Origin of the sequence: Martelella endophytica (assembly GCF_000960975.1) — a bacterium.
Classification (GTDB): Bacteria; Pseudomonadota; Alphaproteobacteria; order Rhizobiales; family Rhizobiaceae; genus Martelella; species Martelella endophytica.
This window is the reverse complement of the sequence record NZ_CP010803.1, coordinates 75192-90912: the sequence shown is the minus strand read 5'-3', so window position 1 is coordinate 90912 and position 15721 is coordinate 75192. Positions and strand designations below refer to the sequence as shown.

At 62.5% G+C, this 15721-nt stretch carries 17 protein-coding genes; 5 read left to right on the top strand and 12 right to left on the bottom strand.

The features are described 5' to 3' along the window. The first annotated feature begins 214 nt into the window (after positions 1 to 214). The 4 genes from TM49_RS00435 to hutC all read left to right on the top strand — a co-directional run bounded on the left by TM49_RS00435 (position 215) and on the right by hutC (position 3766). On the top strand, positions 215 to 1159 hold the full coding sequence (locus TM49_RS00435) for an ABC transporter substrate-binding protein (protein WP_045679064.1): 945 nt from the start codon (positions 215 to 217) through the stop codon (positions 1157 to 1159). Positions 1160 to 1462: 303 nt separating this feature from the next. Next, positions 1463 to 2236, top strand: coding sequence for an ABC transporter permease (locus tag TM49_RS00430; RefSeq protein ID WP_045679063.1), 774 nt, complete (start codon positions 1463 to 1465; stop codon positions 2234 to 2236). Further along, entirely contained in the window at positions 2233 to 3024 is a 792-nt protein-coding gene (locus TM49_RS00425; RefSeq protein WP_045679062.1) for an ABC transporter ATP-binding protein, read from the top strand. Before TM49_RS00430 ends, TM49_RS00425 begins: the two co-directional genes overlap by 4 nt. Positions 3025 to 3028: 4 nt before the next feature. Continuing rightward, positions 3029 to 3766, top strand: a complete 738-nt coding sequence (hutC, locus tag TM49_RS00420) for a histidine utilization repressor (RefSeq protein ID WP_045679061.1) — start codon at positions 3029 to 3031, stop codon at positions 3764 to 3766. A gap of 78 nt (positions 3767 to 3844) precedes the next feature. Here the strand turns inward: hutC and TM49_RS00415 are convergent, their stop codons facing one another. From TM49_RS00415 to obgE, 9 genes are all read right to left on the bottom strand, one after another. Next, complete coding sequence (locus TM49_RS00415; RefSeq protein WP_045679060.1) at positions 3845 to 5227, bottom strand: S41 family peptidase; 1383 nt, start codon at positions 5225 to 5227, stop codon at positions 3845 to 3847. Beyond that, positions 5217 to 6617: a murein hydrolase activator EnvC family protein gene (locus TM49_RS00410; protein WP_045679059.1), complete on the bottom strand. Its 1401-nt coding sequence runs from the start codon at positions 6615 to 6617 to the stop codon at positions 5217 to 5219. Before TM49_RS00410 ends, TM49_RS00415 begins: the two co-directional genes overlap by 11 nt. Positions 6618 to 6722: 105 nt before the next feature. After that, positions 6723 to 7205, bottom strand: a complete 483-nt coding sequence (rlmH, locus tag TM49_RS00405) for a 23S rRNA (pseudouridine(1915)-N(3))-methyltransferase RlmH (protein ID WP_045679058.1) — start codon at positions 7203 to 7205, stop codon at positions 6723 to 6725. 141 nt (positions 7206 to 7346) lie between these two features. Further along, a complete protein-coding gene (gene rsfS / locus TM49_RS00400; RefSeq protein WP_045684528.1) occupies positions 7347 to 7775 on the bottom strand; it encodes a ribosome silencing factor in 429 nt (142 codons plus the stop codon). Positions 7776 to 7889: 114 nt separating this feature from the next. Continuing rightward, entirely contained in the window at positions 7890 to 8747 is an 858-nt protein-coding gene (locus tag TM49_RS00395; protein WP_045679057.1) for a hypothetical protein, read from the bottom strand. After that, on the bottom strand, positions 8744 to 9331 hold the full coding sequence (locus TM49_RS00390; protein WP_045679056.1) for a nicotinate-nucleotide adenylyltransferase: 588 nt from the start codon (positions 9329 to 9331) through the stop codon (positions 8744 to 8746). Before TM49_RS00390 ends, TM49_RS00395 begins: the two co-directional genes overlap by 4 nt. A gap of 34 nt (positions 9332 to 9365) precedes the next feature. After that, entirely contained in the window at positions 9366 to 10640 is a 1275-nt protein-coding gene (locus TM49_RS00385) for a glutamate-5-semialdehyde dehydrogenase (protein ID WP_045679055.1), read from the bottom strand. After that, positions 10633 to 11784, bottom strand: coding sequence for a glutamate 5-kinase (proB, locus tag TM49_RS00380; RefSeq protein WP_045679054.1), 1152 nt, complete (start codon positions 11782 to 11784; stop codon positions 10633 to 10635). Before proB ends, TM49_RS00385 begins: the two co-directional genes overlap by 8 nt. Before the next feature lies 1 nt (position 11785). After that, positions 11786 to 12844 carry a GTPase ObgE gene (gene obgE / locus TM49_RS00375; RefSeq protein WP_045679053.1) on the bottom strand — a complete coding sequence of 353 codons (1059 nt, stop codon included), beginning with the start codon at positions 12842 to 12844 and terminating at the stop codon, positions 11786 to 11788. An 84-nt stretch (positions 12845 to 12928) separates the two neighbouring features. Here obgE and TM49_RS00370 point away from each other — a divergent pair, with 84 nt between their 5' ends. Further along, positions 12929 to 13801, top strand: a complete 873-nt coding sequence (locus tag TM49_RS00370; protein ID WP_045679052.1) for an endonuclease/exonuclease/phosphatase family protein — start codon at positions 12929 to 12931, stop codon at positions 13799 to 13801. 135 nt (positions 13802 to 13936) lie between these two features. Here TM49_RS00370 and TM49_RS00365 read toward each other — a convergent pair whose 3' ends face one another. The 3 genes from TM49_RS00365 to TM49_RS22845 all read right to left on the bottom strand — a co-directional run bounded on the left by TM49_RS00365 (position 13937) and on the right by TM49_RS22845 (position 15710). Further along, positions 13937 to 14446 (bottom strand): hypothetical protein, encoded by a 510-nt coding sequence (locus TM49_RS00365; protein ID WP_045679051.1) that lies wholly within the window; start codon positions 14444 to 14446, stop codon positions 13937 to 13939. A gap of 11 nt (positions 14447 to 14457) precedes the next feature. Then, complete coding sequence (locus tag TM49_RS00360; protein WP_045679050.1) at positions 14458 to 14661, bottom strand: hypothetical protein; 204 nt, start codon at positions 14659 to 14661, stop codon at positions 14458 to 14460. Between the two features lie 290 nt (positions 14662 to 14951). Beyond that, a complete protein-coding gene (locus TM49_RS22845; protein WP_082074554.1) occupies positions 14952 to 15710 on the bottom strand; it encodes a phage minor head protein in 759 nt (252 codons plus the stop codon). Positions 15711 to 15721: the final 11 nt, after the last annotated feature.

Below are 15721 nucleotides of genomic sequence, written 5' to 3'. Positions count from 1 at the left end.
AAAGCGGCTTGCGCCGAGTCATCTGGGATGAAAGGCCTCTCCGCCGTCCCCTTCTCCCCTTGGGGAGAAGGTGGCCGAAGGCCGGATGAGGGTCTTCTATGATGAACAACAGCGTTTGCTGCGTCTGTTATGTCTAGACAACAAAATCGAATCCCGTCTACACTGGCATCCTCGCAACAAGGGCCAAGACGCCCGTAAAAGAGGGGTTCTTCACATGAAATGGCTTGCAGCAACCGCCATTGCAGCTTCGGCTCTGGCGACATCCGCATATGCGCAGGAAACCAAGGTCTCGATCGGCCTGTCCGGCTGGACGGGCTTTGCGCCGCTGACGCTCGCCAAGGAAGCGGGCATTTTTGAAAAGAACGGTCTTGATGTCGATCTCGTCAAGATCCCGCAGGCAAGCCGCCATCTGGCGCTGGCCTCCGGCGACATCCAGTGCGCGGCGACGACGGTCGAGACCTGGATCGTCTGGGCCGCCGCCGGCGTGCCGACCACGCAGATCTTCCAGCTCGACAAGTCCCACGGCGCCGATGGCATGGTGGTGCGTAACGAGATCAGTTCGATCGCCGACCTGAAAGGCAAGACCGTCGCGGCCTCCGCGCCCGGCACCTCACCCTATTTCTACCTCGCCTGGATCCTCAAGGAAAACGGCATGACGATGGATGATGTCAAGGTCGTCAATCTTGAACCCGGTCCGGCCGCCCAGGCCTTCATCGCCGGCCAGAACGATGCCGCGATGACCTATGAGCCTTACCTGTCATCGGTCCGCGAAGCGCCCGACGCCGGCAAGATCATCGCGACCACGCTCGACTATCCGGCGGTCATGGACACGTTCGGCTGCACGCCGGCCTTCCTTGAGGAGAACCCGGATGCCGCCAAGGCGATCGCCACATCCTATTACGAAGCGCTCGACATGATCGCCGCCGAACCGGAAAAATCCTACGAGATCATGGGTGCCGACGTGAACCAGACGGCGGAACAGTTCGCCGGCTCGGCACAGTATCTCGAATGGCAGGACCGCGATGCCGCGATCGCCTTCTTCGGCGGCGAGTTCAACGATTTCTCGGCCGATGCAGCCCAGCTGCTGCTCGATGCCGGCGTGATCCGCGAAATCCCGGACCTGACGACGCTCGCCGATCCGTCGTTTATCCAGGAGTGAGGCAAGCCGCATAGACCTGGAGGCATGTCCTTCCCGCAAGCGTCATCCTCGGGCTTGGCCCGAGGATCTAGCCACGTGGCGCATGGGTGGCGTTGGTTTGTTCAGATGCGGCGTTGCCAAAAGGAAACGCCAACGTCGCTCGCGGGGAAGGGTGATTGGATCCTCGGGTCAAGCCCGAGGATGACGCAGAATAGGAGGTGAGGGCTTGCCAAATTTGCATGCCCTTGCTCCTTCCAAAGCCGGCAATAACCAGCCGGCAAAGAAAAGTGCCTCACATGCCCGCCACCCAAACACGGAGACCCGATGAAACCGCTTGAGCCTATCAGTCCGAAGCTCAGATTGTCGCTTGGCATCCTGTTCTTCGTGATCTTCTTTGCCGGTTGGTCGTTTGCGACCTTCGGCGGGTTCGTGTCGAAGACCTTTCTGGCGGATCCGATCACCATGATGAAGGATGGTTGGTGGCTCTTGTCGAAGCGCGGCTTTCTCGGCGATATCGGCATCACCGTCTGGCGCGTCGTCGGCGGCTTCGTGCTGGCGTCGATCGTGGCCGTACCCGTGGGCATCGCCATGGGGGCCTACAAACCGATCGAGGCGCTGCTCGAGCCCTTCGTCTCGTTTGCCCGCTACCTGCCCGCTTCCGCCTTTGTGCCGCTGCTGATCCTCTGGGCCGGCATCGGCGAGATGCAGAAACTGCTGGTGATTTTCATCGGCGCCGTGTTTCAGATCATCCTCATGGTCGCGGTCTATGTCGCCAATACCAGGCGCGATCTGGTGGAGGCCGCCTACACGCTGGGTGCCACTGACCGGGGCATCGTCCGGCGCGTGCTGCTGCCGGCCTCCGCCCCTGATATCGCCGAAACGCTGCGTCTCGTGCTCGGCTGGGCCTGGACCTATGTCATCGTCGCCGAGCTGATCGGCGCCTCATCGGGCATCGGCTACATGATCATCAATTCGCAGGCGCTGATGGCGACCGGGCAGATCATCTTCGGCATCATCGTCATCGGTGTGATCGGCCTCATCTCCGATTTCGCCTTCAAGATGGTGAACCGCCATCTTTTTGCCTGGAGGTTCGCATGAGCGCGCCGGAACTCGAAGTCAAAGGCATTTCGCGTGTCTTTCCCGGCCGTCGGGGCTCAAAGCCGGTGCAGGCGCTGTCGCCGACCGACCTGACGCTCGAAAAGAACGATTTCGTCACCATCCTTGGCCCGTCCGGCTGTGGCAAGTCGACGCTTCTGCGCATCGTCGCCGGCCTCGACAGGCCGACCACTGGCGCTGTCTATCTGGATGGTAAGGAGATCAGGGGGCCGGGGGCCGATCGTGGCATGGTGTTCCAGTCCTACACGCTATTTCCCTGGCTGACGATCCGCGAGAATGTCGGCTTCGGCCTGCGCGAAAAGGGCATGAAGGCTTCGGCCATCAAGGAAACGGTCGATCTCTATCTCGATCGCGTCGGCCTTTCGGCCTTCGCCGATCACTGGCCGAAACAGCTTTCCGGCGGCATGCAGCAGAGGACGGCCATCGCCCGGGCGCTTGCCAATGATCCGAAGATCCTGCTGCTTGATGAGCCCTTCGGCGCGCTCGACAATCAGACCCGCGGACTGATGCAGGAGCTTCTGCTCGGCATCTGGGAGCGGGACAAGAAGACGGTGATCTTCGTCACCCACGATATCGAGGAGGCGGTGTTCATGGCATCGCGCGTCGTCACCATGTCGGCGCGGCCGGGACGGATCTCGTCGGTCACGCCCGTTGATTTCGCCCACCCACGCGACTATCGCCTCAAGGCCGATCCGGAGTTTGCCAAGCTGAGGATGAAGCTGACCGAGGAAATCCGCGCCGAGGTGATTGCCGCGGCGAGCCAGGGATAGGCGGATGGCCGAGGGGAAGGAGAGCCGCCCGCTGGCGCTGCATGCCCGCATCGAACGGGAGGTGGAGGACCGTATCCTCTCCGGCGAGTGGCCGCCGGGCACCCGCATTCCCTTCGAGCACGAGCTGACGGCCCATTACGGCTGCTCGCGCATGACGGTCAACAAGGCGCTTTCGGAACTCGTCCGCAAGGGGCTGATCGAGCGGCGCCGCAAGTCCGGCTCCTATGTCCGCCAGCCGGAAGTGCTCTCCGCCGTCATGGAGATCCATCAGCTTGAGCGCGAGGTGCGGGCGCTTGGTCTTGCCTATGATTTCCGCCCGATTGAAAGCGCCATCCGCAGCGCCGATGCAGCGGACCGACGGCGACTCATGCTTGAGAGGCCGGAGGAGCTTCTGCATCTGCGCAGTCTGCACGTCGCCGGCAGTCGGCCCTTCTGCTTGGAGGACCGTCTCATCAACCTCGCGGAGGTGCCGCAGGCGCGGCAAACCGATTTCTCGAAATCGCCGCCCGGAACCTGGCTTCTTGAACAGGTGCCCTGGAGCGCCGCCGAACACCGCATCAACGCCACAGCCGCCGGGCGGGCGGAAGCCGAGTTGCTGGACCTGCGCGAGGGCACGCCGTGTCTCGTGGTCGCCCGGCGCACCTGGAACACCACCGGTTCGATCACCCAGGTCAACCTCACCTATCCCGGCGACATGCACACGCTCGTCGCCCAGTTCGCCCCCTCGGGGCGGCCGGGTTAGGTCGTCCGAAGCGATAGCGCGCCAGCGTCAGCGGAGCGCAAAAAAAAGGCCGGGGAAACCCGGCCTTCTTCTTGTCCATCAGTTTGCCTTTTCGGGCTCGGCCTTGGCCTCGTCCGCCTTCTTGGCGGCCTGGAGCTTTTCGACGGCCTTGGCGGGGTCGGCCGGATAGGCGTCGTTCTTCTCCGTGCCCTCCATCAGGTCGATGGCATATTTGAGCTGGAGGTCGTCCTCGATGTCGCGCGGGACATAGGCGACCGAGCCGGAGCCCTCGTCGGTTTCCTTGTCGCCCTGGATGTGGCCACGCAGCGTCGATTCACCCTCCGGCCGGATCAGGCCTTCGAGGTCTTCCGGAAGCTTCTGCTCGACAATGATGTCGGGCTCGATGCCGGTGCCCTGGATAGAGGTGCCCGACGGCGTGTAGTAGAGCGCCGTCGTCAGCCTCAAGGAGCCGTCCTCGCCAAGCGGAACGATGGTCTGGACCGAGCCCTTGCCGAAGGTGCGGGTGCCGACCAGCGTCGCGCGCTTCAGGTCATGCAGCGCGCCGGCGACGATTTCCGATGCCGATGCCGAACCGCCATTGACCAGAACGATCAGCGGCTTGCCGTCGGTGAGGTCGCCAGGGCCGGCGTTAAAGCGGCGGGTTTCCTCGGCGTTGCGGCCGCGGGTGGAAACCACCTCGCCCTCGTCGAGGAAGGTATCGGCCACGGCAACAGCCTGGTTCAGGAAGCCGCCGGGGTTCAGGCGCAGGTCGAGGATATAGCCCTTCAGCTGGTCCTCGGGCACCTCTTTCTTGATCTCCTCGATCGCCTCGTTGAGGCTGTCATCGAGCTTCTCGTTCATGAAGGTGGTCAGCCGGATGTAGCCGATATTGTCGTTTTCGACCCGCCACTTGACCGACTGCACCGGAATGATGCCGCGCACGATGGTCATCTCGATCGGCTTGGTGACGCCGTCGCGCAGGATGGTGATGTCGATCGGCTCGCCGACTTCGCCGCGCATCCTGTCGACCGCGTCGTTCAGCGTCATGCCGCGCACGCTCTCGCCGTCGATCTCGATGATCTTGTCGCCGGTCAGCACGCCGGCGTTGGAGGCGGGCGTATCGTCGATCGGGGCGACGACCTTGACGACGTCATCCTCCATCGTCACCTCGATGCCGAGGCCGCCGAATTCGCCCTTCGACTGGTCGCGCATCTCGGTGGATTCTTCGGCCGTCATGTAGCTCGAATGCGGGTCGAGACCGTTCAGCATGCCGTTGATGGCATCCTGGATCATCTTCTTCTCGTCCGGCGGCGACACATACTGGCTGCGCACGCGCTCGAAGACATCGCCGAACAGCGACATTTCGTGGTAGGTCGTGTCGTCGCTTGCCGCGCGCGCGGGAATGTCTGCCGAGATGAGAATCCCGGTCGCCGAAGCGCCAATCACGACGCCCGCCAGCAGAAGCGTTGCCCTACGTATCATTACGTGCCTTTCCATCATTTTCGTCCGCCCACCAGGTGTGAGAATCGACCGGTTTGCCGTTTTGCCGAAACTCAATGTAGAGCGTCGGCCTATCCGTTTCCAGCGCCAGCGTTGCCGCACTTGCAATGCGGGTGGCGCCCATATCCGCCAGCGGTTCGCCCGAGAAGACGAAATCCCCCTGATGGACCTTCAGGCCATCCATGCCGGTCATGACGAGATGATATCCGTCGCCGACATTGAGGATGACCATTTCTCCGTAACTCCTGAAGCGCCCGGCGTAAACCACCGTGCCGTCCGCGGGTGCCGTTACCAGCGCTCCGGGGCGGGCGGCAATGGTAATGCCGGTCGCCTCGTGGCCCGTGCCGTCCGGGTCTCCGTACTGCCTGACAATTTCGCCCTCGACCGGCAGAACCAGACGGTTCTTCAATTCCGAGAAGGGATATGCGGGGCTAATGCGGTTTTTGTCGGGCATGCCCGCCAGCATTTCTTCACGCGCGTGCCGCTTTTGCGCCTCGGTCATCTCGGCGCGCTTCTCCGCTTCCTGCCGGGCCAGGAGCGCCGCATTGCGGGCCGAGGTGATGTCGGTCTCAAGCGATGCGATGAGGCCGTTGAGGTCGCCGGCCTTGGCCGCCAACGCCTCCGCCTGCTGCTGTTCTGCGGCAAGCTCGGCGGCATTGCTGTCGCTTGCCTTGTTGTTCTCCGCGATCAGCAGGTCCATGCGCTGCTGCTCCTCGGCAAGCCCGTCCAGATCGGCGGCGAGCTTGTCGCGGGCGGCTTCCTTCTCCTGCTTCACCTCTTGCAGGCGGCGCAGATTGGCAAGCGCCGTCTCCATCTTGTCACGCATTTCGGGAACGACGCCGTTCAGCAGAATGGCACTACGCACGGAATCGAGGGCATCACCGGGCGAGACCAGCAGGGCAGGCGGCGGGTCGCGGCCCATACGCTGCAGCGCCGCCAGAACATCGGCCAGAACATCGCGCTCGCGGTTGAGCGCCGCATGCAGGTCGGTCTCCTCGTCGGCGAGTTTGGCAATCTCCGTCTCGCTGGCGCCGATCTGTTCTTCCAGCTTGCGCCGGCGTTCGGCGGAGGCGACGAGCGCCTGTTTCAGGCTGGCCGTATCGCCGGAAAGCTTCTCGATCTCGGACTTCAGGCTCTCCATCTTCTCGTTCGACAACGAAATCGATGACTGCAGCCGGTCGAGCTCGACCATCTTGTCGGCGCGCTCGGAGGTGAGCTGGTCGACGAGCGCTTCGGAATCCTTTTCCGGCCCTGCATTGGTCGCAGCACCTTGCGCCAGAACGGGACCTGCGGTCAGCCACAGGGCACCGGTCAGCAGAACGATTGCTCTGCCGAGGCTGGGTCTTGCCGATTTTGCCGCCGGATGGGCCATTCAGTTTGTCTTCGCCGTGGGTGACAGGAGATTTAGAACGCTCACAGGTTAACGAATGACGAACGACAGTTTAACACACAAACAGTTGATGATCTTTATTCGTAATCATGCGCGGTGATAGGGGTGTCCGGCCATCAGTGTGACGGCGCGGTAGAGCTGTTCGGCAAGCAGGATACGCACGATCTGGTGCGGCCATGTCATGTTGCCGAAATTGATGACGAGGTCGGCACGCTCCGTCAGCGCCGGATCAAGCCCATCGGCGCCGCCGATGGCGAAGATCATCTCGCGCTTGCCGTTGTCGCGGAATTTCTCGATTTCCCCGGCAAAACCAAGGCTGTCGAGCGATTTGCCGTGCTCGTCGAGCAGCGCCAGCACGGTTTCGGGGCTAAGAATGTTTTCGAGAGCCGCCGCTTCCTCGCGCTTGCGCGTTGCGGCATTGCCGGCGCGGCTTTCATTGATTTCGGTGACTTTGGAAAAATCGAGCCCCTGCGCCTTGCCGGTCTTCTTCAGCCGGTCGAGATAGCGCGCAACAAGGTCCTTTTCCGGTCCGGACTTCAGTCTTCCGACCGCGAATATGCCGATCTGCATCGTGTCATCTCTTCATCCGCAACAACCGCCCTGCGGTCCGTCCGGACAGGTCGCCTCATGTGGGCCGGGAAAAGGCCACAAAAAACATGGACGGCTCAGGCTGGATGCCGGCCGTTCTCCTCCCGCCGCTAAAGGCGCATGTCAGTGCAGGCGTCCCTCGTTCATCTCGGGGGCCGACCACATCTTTTCGATATTGTAGAACTCGCGGACTTCCGGCCGGAATACATGGACGATCACATCGCCGGTGTCGATCAGCACCCAGTCGCCGGCCTCCTGGCCTTCGACCTTCGGGACGCCTGCGCCCGACTGTTTGATGTCCTTGACCAGATGGTCGCAGATCGCCATCACGTGACGGTTCGAGCGCCCGGACACAACCACCATGTGGTCGCCGAGGGCCGATTTGCCGCGGATGTCGATGGTTACAATATCTTCTGCCTTGGAGTCCTCGAGGCTTGCGAGGACGGCGGAGAGAGCCTGGTCGGCGGCGTGGGTGCCGCTGTTCCGGCTTTGCAGTGCAGTTTCGTTGGCTGCACTCTTGGCGTGCAATGTTGGCAGGGTTCTTCCTTTCATCTGGAACAAGCATGGGGTGCGACTCGCGACTTTTTCGCGAGATCTGCCCCCTAATGGTGGGGTCAAAAGGCCCGTGTTGCAAGTATTTCCTGTGCCGAAATATTCGGGCGCGACCTAGAGGACACGGAAGGCGACGGCTGCGGCGTCATCGCTGACCTTGTAGCGCGGGTACTTTTCGCCGTCCGGATCCTGCTCCCGCTCGATCTGGCGGAGGATCTCAAGCAGTGCCGGAAGGCCATCGCTGAATGCGGCTTCGATCAGGCTTTCCGGCGAAAACGCGTCGTAATTGTCAACCAGGGCGGCAAAGCCATCGGAGCAGAGCAGGCCGCGGGCAGGGGCCATGATGCCGGTTGCCTCGCGCACGATCCTGTCGGCTGCCTCGGGCACGAGGCCGAGGGTGAAGACGCGGCCATCCGGCGTGTTGTGGCGGGCGCGGCCCGCGCGCAGCATGGCCAGCGTTTCGGCATCGCCGCTGATATCGGCCGCACCCTTGAACCCGCCGATGCGGGCAAGATGGGCGTGGGCGGCGGCGATCTCGAGATCGCGGTTGCCCTTCAGCGCCGAGGTCTCGAAGACATTGCCCGACACCGCGTCCTGCAGGAACAGCCGGCAATCGCCAAGCCCGTAGGTGACGAGATGGTCATCCTCGATCCGGAGCATCTGGAAGGCAGCGGCGGGCCACATGTAGCGCGGCAGGTCATCGGTTTCCGCAGCCGCGTAATAGATGTCACGGGCGGAGGCGTTGATCTCGGCTACGGTCTCGGCCACCGCTCGATCTTCTGCTGCGGCAAACATCCGCGCGGCATGGCCGGCAAGCCAGGCGGCGTCACCTTCCGCCATGACCTCCCGGTCGCCGATGCCGGTGGCGCCGTCGATGACGAAGACCGCGTTCGCGTTCCAGCCATAGCGGTCGTCGCTGGCGCCGCCAGGCTTGCCGGGATCGGTGATGTCGGCGACGATTTCGAGCTTCATCGGTTCTTTTCCAGTCTGAGCGCGGTGGAGGAGACGGACGAGCGCGGGCCATGGATGAAGGTCCAGGCCGGCGGCTTCATCCTTGGCAGCGCCTTCGCGGCGCGCTCGGGAACGCGGGCCTTGTCGAGCGTGCGGGCGGCCTTGGAGGAGAGGTAGGTGAGCGTCGCCCCAGGCCGGTCGATAACGGCGATCGGCACGGTCTCGGCAATGCGGCGCCACTCCTGCCAGCGATGGAAGCTGCCGAGATTGTCGGCGCCCATGACCCAGACGAAATGGACGTCCGGATGGCGGCGGGTGATGTGGCGGATGGTGCGGGCGGTATAGGCCGTACCCAGCGATTTCTCGAATGCGGTGACCTGGATGCGCGGATCGCGCGCCATCGCCTCGGAAAGCGCCAGCCGTTCGGCAAGCGGCGCCAGGCCGTTGCCGCTCTTCAGCGGATTGCCGGGGGTAACAAGCCACCAGAGCTGGTCGAGGCCGAGCCGCTGAATGGCGAGGCTTGCCACCAGCAGATGCCCCTCATGCGGCGGGTTGAACGACCCGCCGAACAGGCCGACGCTCATGCCGGGTTGAAGATGCGGCATGACCAGATGGCGGCGTTCGATCTCCGACAAACCGTCAGGCCCGCGTCTGGCCGCTGCCGCGCACCAGATATTTGAACGAGGTGAGCTGCTCAACGCCGACCGGACCGCGCGCATGCATCTTGCCGGTGGCAATGCCGATCTCGGCCCCCATGCCGAATTCGCCGCCATCGGCAAACTGGGTCGAGGCATTGTGCAGCAGGATGGCGGAATCGATCTCGTTGAAGAAGCGGGCGACCACCTCCGGGTCCTCGGCGATCACGGCCTCGGTGTGGTGGGATGAGTATTTCTCGATGTGTTCGATGGCGCCGGAAATGCCATCGACGAGCTTCACCGAAATGATCGCGTCGAGATATTCTGTCGTCCAGTCGGTCTCGCTCGCTTCCTCGCGGCCCTTGGCATAGTCGATCATTTCGTGGTCGACCCGCACCAGGCAGCCTTTCGCTTCCAGGGCCTCGATCAGCGTGCCGGCGAAGGTTTCGGCGGCGGCGCGGTCGATCAGCAGCGTTTCCGCAGCACCGCAGATCCCGGTGCGGCGCATCTTGGCATTGACGACAATCTCCCTCGCCATGTCGAGGTCGGCGGACTTGTCGACATAGATGTGGCAGAGGCCTTCGAGATGGGCGAAAACCGGCACGCGCGCTTCCGTCTGCACACGGGCGACGAGGCTTTTTCCGCCGCGCGGCACGATCACGTCGATATTGCCGGAAAGGCCGGACAGCATCTCGCCGACGGCGGCGCGGTCGGTGGTCGGCACGATCTGGATGGCGTCTTCGGGCAGGCCAGCCTCGGATAGGCCCGCCTTCAGCGCCTCATGGATGGCGGCGGCCGAGAGAGCGGAATCCGAACCGCCGCGCAGGATCACGGCATTGCCGGCCTTCAGGCAGAGCGCGCCGGCATCCGCCGTCACATTCGGGCGGCTTTCATAAATAACGCCGATGACGCCGAGCGGCGTGCGCACGCGCTCGATCTTCAGCCCGTTCGGCCGGTCCCATGCCGCGATCACATCGCCGACCGGATCCTTCAGCGCGGCAATCGCGCGAATGCCGTCGGCTATGGCGGCGACACGGTCGTCATTGAGCTCCAGCCGGTCGAGGAAGGAGCCGGAAATGCCGTTTTCCTTCGCACGGGCAACATCTCTCGCATTCTCGGCAAGGATTTCGGCCTTGCGGGCCATGATCTCGCGGGCCATGGCCTCCAGGGCCCTGTCCTTGGTTTCCGTCGACGCGATGGCGAGGGCGTGGGCACTGGCGCGGGCGCGTCGGCCAAGCGCCGCCATCACGGCTGCGACATCTTCCTTGCGGTCAAGCATGGGCCTCGTTCCTCTTTCTCGTCTTTCCCGTCGTCATCACCAGGTCGTCGCGGTGGACCATCGCTGCGCGTGCGGGGTATCCCAATATGGCTTCGATGCCGCCGGTTTTCACCCCGGCAATGGCACGGGCCTCGTCGCTGTCGTAACCGGAGAGGCCGCGGGCGATCTCTCCGCCCTGGGCATTGACGATCGCCACCGTATCGCCGCGCGAAAAATGGCCGTCGACCGAGACAACGCCGGCCGAAAGCAGGCTGTTGCCGCGTTTCAGCGCCGCCACCGCGCCGTCATCGATATGGATCGTGCCCGCCGGCAGAAGCTGGCCGGCAATCCAGGTCTTGCGCGCATTGACCGGCTCGCCCGCCGCATGAAACAGCGAGTGGCGTTCGCCGTTCTCGATCGCCTTCAGCGGATGGTCGATCTTGCCCGAGGCGATGATCATCGCGCAGCCGGCGACGGTCGCGATCTTGCCGGCCTCGATCTTGGTGCGCATGCCGCCGCGCGAGAGTTCCGACGCCGCCCCTCCGGCCATCGCCTCGATCTCCGGCGTGATCGCCTCGATTTCCGGCAGGAACCGGGCCTCGGGATCGAGATGCGGCGGGGCGGTGTAGAGCCCGTCGATATCTGACAGAAGGATCAGCAGATTGGCGCCGATCATCGTTGCCACGCGCGCCGCCAGCCGGTCATTGTCGCCGTAGCGGATCTCGGAGGTGGCGATCGTATCATTCTCGTTGATGATCGGCACGGCCGAGAGTTTCAGCAACTGCCGGATCGTGGCGCGGGCATTCAGATATTGCCGGCGTTCCTCGGTGTTCTGCAGCGTCAGCAGGATCTGTCCGGCGAGGATGTCGTGCTGCCTGAGGCTCTCCGTCCAGGCGCCGGCAAGGCCGATCTGGCCGACCGCGGCTGCCGCCTGCGCTTCTTCCAGCTTCAGCGCGCCGGCATGGGTGTGGAGCACGGTGCGGCCGAGCGCGACGGCGCCTGAGGAAACCACCAGCACGTCAACGCCTGCGGCCTTCAGCGCCGCAATGTCATCGCAAAGCCGGTCGAGCCATTCCCGTTTCAATCCGCGTTCCCGGTCAACCAGAAGCGCCGAACCGATCTTGATGACGATCCGCCTGTAGTGAGAAAGCGAACGCCCGCTCATCTCAGGGCTCCCACTTGTCGTGGCGGCCCTTGTCTTCACCGGGCTCGGGCGCCGAAATGCCGAGGCGCGCCTCTTCGGCGCGGATGACGCTGGCGAGTTCGCGCAGCACATCGGTCATGCCGATCTGCGCCACTGCGGAAATCGCATGCACGGGGCCGCCGCTTGCCTTTTCCAGCGCCGCCTTCTTGTCCTTCAGCGTCGCCTCGTCGAGAATATCGACCTGCGACAGCGACACGATCTCGTGCTTTTCGCCAAGATCGACATCATAGGCTTCAAGCTCGTTGCGCACCGTACGGTAGGCTTTCGCCACGTCTTCTTCCTGCGCCGAAACGAGGTGGAGCAGCACGCGGGTGCGCTCGACATGGCCAAGGAAGCGGTCGCCGATGCCGATGCCCTCATGCGCGCCCTCGATCAGGCCCGGAATGTCGGCGAGGATGAATTCGCGCCCGTCAATGCTGGCGACGCCGAGATTGGGATGCAGCGTCGTGAACGGATAGTTGGCGATCTTCGGCCGCGCCCGGGTGACGGTTGCGAGGAAGGTCGACTTGCCGGCATTCGGCAGGCCGACAAGACCGGCATCGGCAATCAGCTTCAGCCGGAGCCAGACAGTCTTCTCCTCGCCCTCGAGGCCGGGATTGGCCCAGCGCGGCGCCTGATTGGTGGACGACTTGAAATGGGCATTGCCGAAGCCGCCATTGCCGCCGGCGGCAAGCCGGTAGCGATCGCCGATCCTGGTCAGGTCGCAGATCAGCGTTTCCTGGTCTTCCTCGAAGACCTGGGTGCCGACCGGAACCTTCAGCGTCACGCTGTCGCCGTTCGCGCCGGTGCGGTTGCGGCCCATGCCGTGGCCGCCGGTCGCGCCCTTGAAATGCTGCTGGTAGCGGAAATCGATCAGCGTGTTGAGGCCGTCGACGGCCTCCACCCAGACATCGCCGCCGCGTCCGCCGTCACCGCCATCCGGTCCGCCGAACTCGATATATTTCTCGCGGCGGAACGAGATCGATCCCGCGCCACCGTCTCCGGAGCGAATATAGACTTTTGCCTCGTCGAGAAATTTCATTTTTCTGTCACTTGCGATTGGGTATTTGCCGGATAAAACCAGCCGCATGGTTATAGGCAGCCGGCCCGGAGGTCAAAGAATATCGTGAAAATCGTCAGCTACAACATCCAGTTCGGCACGGGTCTCGACGGCCGCTACGATCTCGAACGCATCGCGGCAAGCCTTGAAGGCGCCGATGTGATCGCGCTGCAGGAGGTGACCCGCGGTTTTCCGAAGAATGGCGAGCGCGACATGGTCGCCGAAATCGGCACCCTGTTCCCGGATTATTTCGCCGCCTATGGCCCCGGCGCCGACCTCCATCTCGATTTCACCCGTGAAGGCGGCCGCATCGTCGAGCGCCGCCTGCAGTTCGGCAACATGGTGCTGTCGCGCACGCCGCTGCTCTCGGTTCGTCATCTTCTCTTGCCGCGCACCCGCACGGCGGAAAAGCTGAACTATCAGCGCTCCATGCTGGAGACCGTGATCGCAACACCGCTCGGCCCGCTGCGCGTCTGCTCTGTCCATCTCGACCACATGAGCGCCGACGAGCGCATCGCCCAGATCGCATACTTGAAGGCCCGCTTGATCGGCTTCCCGTTGGAAGGACCGGGCATGACCGGCGGCGCAGAATTCGGCATGACCGACCCGCCGGCACCCGAAGGCTTCATCATCCTCGGCGATTTCAACATGACGCCTGAAAGCCCGGAATATCTGGAAATGGCCGGCAGCAGGGAACTCGGCGGCGGCCGCTATCTGCGCAACGCCGTCCCCGTCGACGCCCTCGACCGGCTCGGCAAGCGCCATGACGGCCTGATCTCATGGACCCACCCCGATTTCGCCGAAGGCACCGGCGAATATCTCGACTACGCCTTCGTCAACGCCGGCCTCGCGCAACACCTGAAGGATGGTTGGATCGACCTTGAAGCGAAGGGTTCGGACCACTTTCCGCTGTGGGTGGAATTGCAGCCTGACGGCTGAGGATGGCGCCTGCGAACAGAAGCAGGACGCCGAGCGACAGCATGAGTTTCAGGAAAAACAGCAACGCCCCGGCAACGCGATCAACGATGAATTTCGGCAGCAGGGGCCGTATCGTCGTCATGGCGTTCAGCGCCGCTACGGAGCGACCGGAACAAAGAGCGGCGTGCCGCAACGGCGTTTTTCGAAGTCGGGGTCAAAGGTGAGGGCATTGCGGATCACGGCAAGGCTGGTGATGGCGATCACCGTGCCCGGCGGATAATTTTCCTCCGTCCAGACATTCTGTGTGAGGCCCATATCCATGTAGGCTCGTTTGAAGATCGTCCGCATGAGCGTCTCGGCCGGCATGGCCATTTCACCGCCGGCATAGCTGAGGATCAACAGGTCGGGCTCGGCTCCATCCCTGGAAAGCGTGACCGGTTCGTCGGTCGCCGCCAGAAGCCTGCCTTCGGCATCTCGGAGAACAAGATCGCGTCGTCCGCTCGCACCGTGGCGTGGGCCGAAAATCAAACTGTCGGCAAGCATCGTGCCATTCGGAAGGACGATGCACTGCCCTCTTTTATAGTAGACCTCAAAGATAACGAAGATGGTGAAGGCCACGATAAGCGAGACGGTCGTCTTCAGGAAAAAGGCGAGCGCTTTCCGCATGTTCCGCCCTCCTAGCTGCAGAAAACCGCATAGATACCGACCCAGATCAGCGCATTCAGATAGTCCCAGCTATCCGGATTGATGCTCCACGCCAAAAGCGTAAACGCGGCATAAAGGACGATTAGGCACAGCACGACCTTGAGAAAGAAGGTGAGGGCCGGAAGAAGATGCCGGTGAAGAGATGGGATGACGCCGTCGCGATGGCTGGTGTTCATACTTCCACCTTTCCTTCGCGCTTCCTGGTCATCGGCGGTAGCGGCTTCGCGACACATCGCGATCAACTCTGCCTTGAAAGATTGCGCTCCATTCGGAAATTATACCATAAGGTGTACCGAAGAGAAGCTCTCTTGGGAAGCTATCTATTCCGACGTGCAAAATGTCTTGGCCAATTCTCATCATCCTTGCGACGACCTTGATCAGGGACGCGGCTTGACGAAATTTCTCCCACCCGAGACGGGATGCGACGAAATCGGCGATGGCTGAAGCCTCATCAAGGCCACGAAGTTCAGCGACGATTACAAGATCGTATATTTTTTTGATCTGATCGTAGACGAACATCCTCGATGTCGATTGGATCTCGAAATGAATCCCTTAATGTGAAATCCATCGTGCCACTGAGCTCAAGCATTTCTCGACTATGTCTGATGTCTCCGTAGAATTCGCCGTGAATAGCTGTATCGCCAATGCTGAAGACAATTTTCAGCATGGCGTAACTTTGAGTGAAGTCTCCCCGAAATGAAAAGCTGCGGCTTTTTCGTGCAGCGTCGGCGACTTGTCCCGGTAGTCGCGCCGGGTTGTCGATAGCAATGCGTTTGAATTCCTGCACAATTTCGTCAAGGTGCCCGGTTTGCTCTAAGGTTACGATTTTGCCCTGGCCGAAAAAATAGTGGTTTACGAAGTCTATGTTTTGCCACTCGTATTCGGCGTCGGGAGGCATTTTCATTTCAATGTCGAAATACTCGCCTGTCGATGCATCGTAAGGTTCTGCCCAACAGCGGCAGCCATAGGCTTCGCCTGGGTTGCCGGTCGCCGGAGGATTATCGAAGGCATAGATGTTACCGTCATTGGCGGCGTGCGAGGGGCGCACTCGTTCGTCGTGCTGCGTGCGCCAGATGTAATGAGAGGTCGGGCTTGGCTCTGCGGCCTTGGCTTCAAGCCTGATCGGCGTGCCGTAACGGAGATATTGCTGAAATGCGGTTCGATAGGCCGCGCTGGCCCGTTCGGCATTGCCTCGATCTTGCGGTTTCAGGTAGCGAAGTACCATGCCGGCATCCC